Below are 436 nucleotides of genomic sequence, written 5' to 3' on the forward strand. Positions count from 1 at the left end.
ATAATAAAGCTGCAAATAATAATTATAGCATTTACTACAGCTAAAGTAGTATTAATTTTAGATAAAAGTTTGTTGTTTTTAAAAGCATTTATTGTTATTAAAACAACTAGTAAAATAAGTGTGTAAATAGCAGGATACATGTAAAATGCTTGTACAAATTCGCCTTTAAATATGAGGGCTAAAGCACGCTGCATACCACAACCAAAGCATTCTACACCAAAAAATTTTTTATTTAAACAAGGAAGCATGTATTCTTCCATAGAGTAATAGCTATTTAAAAATTTATGCTAATGTACTAAATTATAAACGTATTACTTTTGGTTGTTAATTACAATTTTTTGAGTTTTAGCAGCATTGTTGTCTGTTGTAACTTTTGCAACATATACACCTGTGCTTAGGTTTTTTGTTGAAAATGATAGTGTGTTATTATTAGAGT

The 436-nt window shown here is 26.8% G+C and carries 2 protein-coding genes; both read right to left on the reverse strand.

Features of this window, described 5'->3' with window-relative positions:
* Positions 1-260, reverse strand: a 260-nt coding sequence (locus FUA24_RS07555; RefSeq protein ID WP_148541148.1) for a DUF2752 domain-containing protein, incomplete at its 3' end; no start/stop codon positions are given.
* Between the two features lie 51 nt (positions 261-311).
* On the reverse strand, positions 312-436 hold a 125-nt coding region (locus tag FUA24_RS26115), incomplete at its 5' end, for a T9SS type A sorting domain-containing protein (protein ID WP_148541150.1).

The sequence above is a fragment of the Seonamhaeicola marinus genome (assembly GCF_008085455.1).